Annotated in this window: 3 protein-coding genes; all 3 read left to right on the top strand. The window is 38.5% G+C overall.

The genetic code is table 11. The annotated features are described in order from the left end of the window. Positions 1-775: 775 nt before the first annotated feature. Positions 776-1,075 (top strand): hypothetical protein, encoded by a 300-nt coding sequence (locus tag ACRD64_RS24900; protein ID WP_430937286.1) that lies wholly within the window; start codon positions 776-778, stop codon positions 1,073-1,075. A 233-nt stretch (positions 1,076-1,308) separates the two neighbouring features. After that, entirely contained in the window at positions 1,309-2,178 is an 870-nt protein-coding gene (locus ACRD64_RS24895; protein ID WP_430937284.1) for a tetratricopeptide repeat protein, read from the top strand. A gap of 331 nt (positions 2,179-2,509) precedes the next feature. After that, entirely contained in the window at positions 2,510-4,660 is a 2,151-nt protein-coding gene (locus tag ACRD64_RS24890) for a biotin/lipoyl-containing protein (RefSeq protein ID WP_430937282.1), read from the top strand. Positions 4,661-5,189 lie beyond the last annotated feature (529 nt).

Raw genomic sequence — 5,189 nt, 5'->3', positions numbered from 1 at the left:
TTGAAAAGAGATTGAAAAAACAAACGCATCCAGAAATAATTAATTTAATTTTTAATGGCTAAAGTTAACGGCTATGGGGAAACCACAGGACTAGCAGAGCAGGGTATTGTTGACACCTCCAACGAACTCTCCTCCAGCATTGACAAAATTACGAACTAAACTGGCTACGACCTTTTGACCATGAGCGAGAGCTCCACTAAATCGGCGGTTGATGGATATGATGAAGAAGTTACTTATTATATTTCATTATCCGATTTAAGCGGTATTTACTATTGAATGTCTCAGGCCATTCTTACCGTAAAGGGACTCAACGCCAGCAAGGTCATATACGGTTTTTTCTCGAACACCGACGATTCGGAGGAGTTTATTATCCGATTACCCGAAGAAAAGACGACCAGCACTGTGAATCTTTTTTACGCAATAGAAGAAACGGATTCTACACTTACCAATATTTTTTTACAATCACTACATAAGAATCTGAATACGAAGACCTCGAAGGCTTTTTTGCTTACAACTTTTTACTTAACAGCTCTATAAAAATAGATGAAGAGGATGCAGGAAGCGTATACATTAATGAGCATTACGGAAGTTTTTCAGATATCAGTTACCAGTCCAAATAGGCGTTTAACAAGGACTATACATAAGCTAAGCTAAAACTGATACCATTACCTATTTATATGAATTACTATCATCGAGTGATATAATTTATGACGAAACTGTCTCTATTATTAAAAATCCAGAGAAGCGACATCCCTACACGCCCATTGACTATAATTTGACCAATGTTAATATTACTTTAAACAGGACTAACGACCAAAAAACAGATTCTACCATTCACAAAATATATGTTGGAGTAGTGTTACAAGAATCTGCTGCAGTAACAGAGATTATTGATGATTCGGGCGAAGGTTCAAGTTTCTGTAAAAAGGGAAAAGACCTGGAGATTACGCTAAATGACGATACCGTTATTAAATTATCGGAACTTATTGGAGATGCCAGGGAAACCATGCGCGAATTATATGACACACTACTAGATGTTTATTTTGCCAAACATGTTGTCAACAGGTTAGCCTGACAAGTTTATTCGGAACAAACGGATACAAAAGACGATTAGAGATGCAAGCTAGTTTGGTTTCAATGACTAAAAACTAAAAAGAGATTGTTGGTACCGGCAATCTCTTTTTATGTATCCTTTCAAACTCCAAATTATACTGTTTCGCTAACAAGGATAACTAATTTTACAATATTGTGCCAGGTCAAACATGGATGACTATGGCTAAATTAATACCTTTGTAAAAAAGAACCACAATGAAAATTAGATTCTCTGTTATCTTACTACTCTTAACCACCTCTTCATTATATTTAAATGCTCAACAAGGTGATATTTTAAAAAGTGAAGCAATTATGTACGAAGGGCAAGGAAATTACCCCAAGGCGGCTATTACCTACGAAAAAGCAACTATAGCTTACGAAAATGAAAACTTAACTGACACCCTATCTATTTACAAAGCTGGACAAAGCTATTCCAGGTGTAAACACTACGATAAAGCTTTACCTTTTTTAATTAAATGTGATGATTTAAATTATCAAGAACCCAATTTATATATCACTCTATCGCAAGCCTATACTGGTAATAAAGATCTGAAAAAAGCAGAGGAAGCTTTATTAAAGGGACAAGAGATGTACCCTAACCACAAAAAAAATTACATTAAACAAATTAGTTATTTTTATTATAACTCTCGTCAGTTTGATAAAGCATGCGCAGCGTTAAGCACTGCTCTTGAGAATAATCCTAACGATTTAAACAGTTTATATTTATATGGTTCATCATTGGAAAGACTTAAAAAGTATGACGAAGCTTCTGATGCGTTGCTACAAATAATTAAACTGGACGAGTCCAACACCAAAGCTGTTAAAAAATTGGGAATTGTATATTTCAAAAAAACCGATAACCTCTTACAGAAAGAAACCAAAAGGTACGAGGCAATTGCTAAACCAAGCAGAGTAGACTACAGTAATACTGTAAAAAAGCTAGATCAAATTAAAGAGGGGTACAAAAAAGCGCTGCCTTACCTGGAGAAAGCATACGAAACATCACCCAATGATAAAACAATTGCAAGTTGTTTAAAGGTTGTTTATAAAAGGTTAAAAATGGACGATAAGGCAGTCCAGTTATAAATTGTTATTATGATTGAGTTGCTAACTAAACGTTAAATAGCATCAATATTTGTCAAATTAATCATTTAAGTAACAAATTACACATTCCAAGTTTGTATCATCAGTCTTTTTTAAGGAACGTAAGCTAAAAAACAGGATAAAAGTCAGTTTTTGGGATTCTTTAGCGCGAATACCTATAAAGGCAGTGTAATATTAAAGAAAAATTTCTTTATTACAAAAAGGCATGTTATAAAATAGGTATATTACCTAACTAATAAAGGTTGCATACAAGCGGTATTATATTATTTTTGTGCCAAAGATAATTCAGTAATAACCGTAGCAAACCAAAAACATGTCAAAGAAATTATTGATTCGAGACCTAACGCTCAGAGACGGTCAGCAGTCGTTATTCGCAACCAGAATGCGACAGGAGCAAATTGATCGTGTGTTACCTTTTTACAAGGACGCGAACTTTTATGCAATGGAAGTTTGGGGTGGAGCCGTACCAGACTCGGTAATGCGTTATTTAAACGAAAATCCTTGGACACGTCTTCAAACCATTAAAAAGGCAGTGGGTGATGTAAGTAAGCTTACTGCACTTTCTCGGGGAAGAAACTTATTCGGATACACACCTTACACCAATGAGATTATTGATGGTTTCTGTAAAAACGCCATCAGCTCAGGTTTAGGTATCATGCGTATATTTGATGCCCTTAACGACATCAACAACGTTAAATCTACGATCAAGTATGTAAAAGAGCATGGTGGCATTGCAGACTGTGCTGTTTGTTACACCATTGACCCTGAGTACAGAAGAGCAGCACGCTACAAAGCTTTACTAAAAGGAAAGCCACTTCCAAAGCCTGTATTTACAGATGACTACTTCGTGAACAAGGCAAAGGAACTTGAGAAGTTAGGAGCTGATATGATCACGATCAAAGATATGAGTGGTCTTATTCCTCCGGTGCGCGTTGCCAAACTGGTTAGCGCATTCAAAAAAGCGGTTAAGGTACCCGTTGACTTTCACACGCACTGTACTCCCGGTTACGGATTAGCTGCTGTATTGTCCGCTATAGTAGCCGGTGTGGATGTGGTTGACACCAATATCTGGAACTTTGCAGGCGGTCCTGCTGCTCCTGCCATAGAGTTGATTTACCTGTTTACCCAAAAGTTAGGTGTCGAGATGGATGTCAACATGGAAGCTGTTGCCAAAATCAACAAAGAGTTATATACTATACGCCAGGAATTAGCTGATGTGGATGCCGGTAAACACTACCCAAATCCATTTAATCCGCTTACCGATAAGCTTCCTGCCGAAATTGAAGCTGAGTTTGACAAAGCTATCAAAGATGCCAAAGAAGGTAACGAGCAAGATTTGGTGCGCTCTTGCCATGCCATTGAAGCTTATTTTAATTTTCCGAAACCAAACGAGTTGGTTAAGAACGCCCAGATACCTGGCGGAATGTACACCAACATGGTGGCTCAGCTTAAAGCTCTTAAATCGGAAGATATCCTGGAGGATGCCATGAAATTAATTCCTCAGGTTCGTTTAGATGCAGGTCTGCCTCCATTGGTAACGCCAACGAGCCAGATTGTAGGTGCTCAAGCGGTGAACTGTGCGATGGACATCAAAAAAGGAAGCGAAATGTACACCAACGTATCTAACCAGTTTATTAGCTTGGTTAAAGGTGAATACGGCGATACTCCAATTCCCATCAAACCGGAGTTCCGCGAAAAAATTTGTGGACATAAAGATGAGCGCCCATTTGATACATCCAAATATAAAATGCAACCGAATCCTGTGCTAGAGGATTGTGGAGGTGTTAAACTTGCGGAAAACGAAGAGGAGGTATTGCTTCTTGAGTTATTCCCAATGGTTGCGAAAAACTTTTTAAAAGGAGTTAAGAAAGCAGCCTGGGAAGCTAAAAAAGCCAGCGAACCTAAAGCAGAAGCTACAACAGCCAAAACTGAAGCTCCCCAAGCAGCTAAAAAAGTAAGTGGTAAAAAAATCACGGTTCCAATGCCGGGCAGAATAATTCAGTACCTTGTGCAGCCGGGTGATAAAGTAGAAAAAGATCAGCCTGTGGCCGTATTGGAAGCCATGAAAATGGAAAACAGTATTACATCGAACTATGCAGGGTATGTAAACACCCTGATTGCCGAAGAAGGTGAAACTGTTGCTGCCGATGCTGCTATTATGGATATTGTTGACGAGGCCGTGGCTCCCGCTGCTGCTGCTCCGACTAAGGAGGCTAAAAAAGCTGCTCCAAAAGCAACCGGTCCAACAAAAGCTGTAACTGTACCTATGCCGGGTAAAATTCTTGATATCCAGGTAACCCCGGGTGATGTTGTAACCAAAGGACAGGTTGTGATAATTCTTGAGGCCATGAAAATGGAAAACAGCATTACGACCGACTTTGCCGGTACCGTTAACGAGATTTTTGTTGAAGTAGGTGATACCGTTGCTGCCGATGCAAAAGTACTAGACTTAGTTCAGGGATAATACAGATTTTATTATTGAAATGGTATAATAACCTGATAAATTTATATCACAAAGCCATTGTTCATTTATTTTGACAGTGGCTTTTTTTATTCAAAACCTTATTGCCTGTAGCTCGTAACCGTGAGTAGGTGACAGTGGCAGGTGCCCCGACGCTGACTGAGTTCCAATTTGTAATTGGGAAGATCTAAAGTCAAATTTAATATTTGAGATATTTCACCAGTGTCATGTTGAAATAACATTAGGGTAACTTAATACTGACTACCATTTCCCTATCCCCCCATTATCTTTCTTCCATACTCCCCTTGTCCGCTTCGGTTCTCTTTCGGTCCTATAGGAACCAAGGGGGAAGAGATGATTAGCCGAGAGTACCAAAGAAGCCCCAGACTTCCTCCAACAAAATAGCGAATACGGCCTAAAACGATATAATCATTTTCGGTTTCATACTATATTATATAGTCTCTGCACGTAAACCCGATATGTATTCACGCTCAACTGGTTAGTGTTGAAAACTAGTTAGAATCTTTATGGG

This window comes from Saccharicrinis sp. 156 (assembly GCF_050589685.1).
GTDB lineage: Bacteria > Bacteroidota > Bacteroidia > Bacteroidales > Marinilabiliaceae > Saccharicrinis.
Note: the sequence above shows the minus strand (reverse complement) of the source record. Positions and strands in the feature narration are given on the sequence as shown.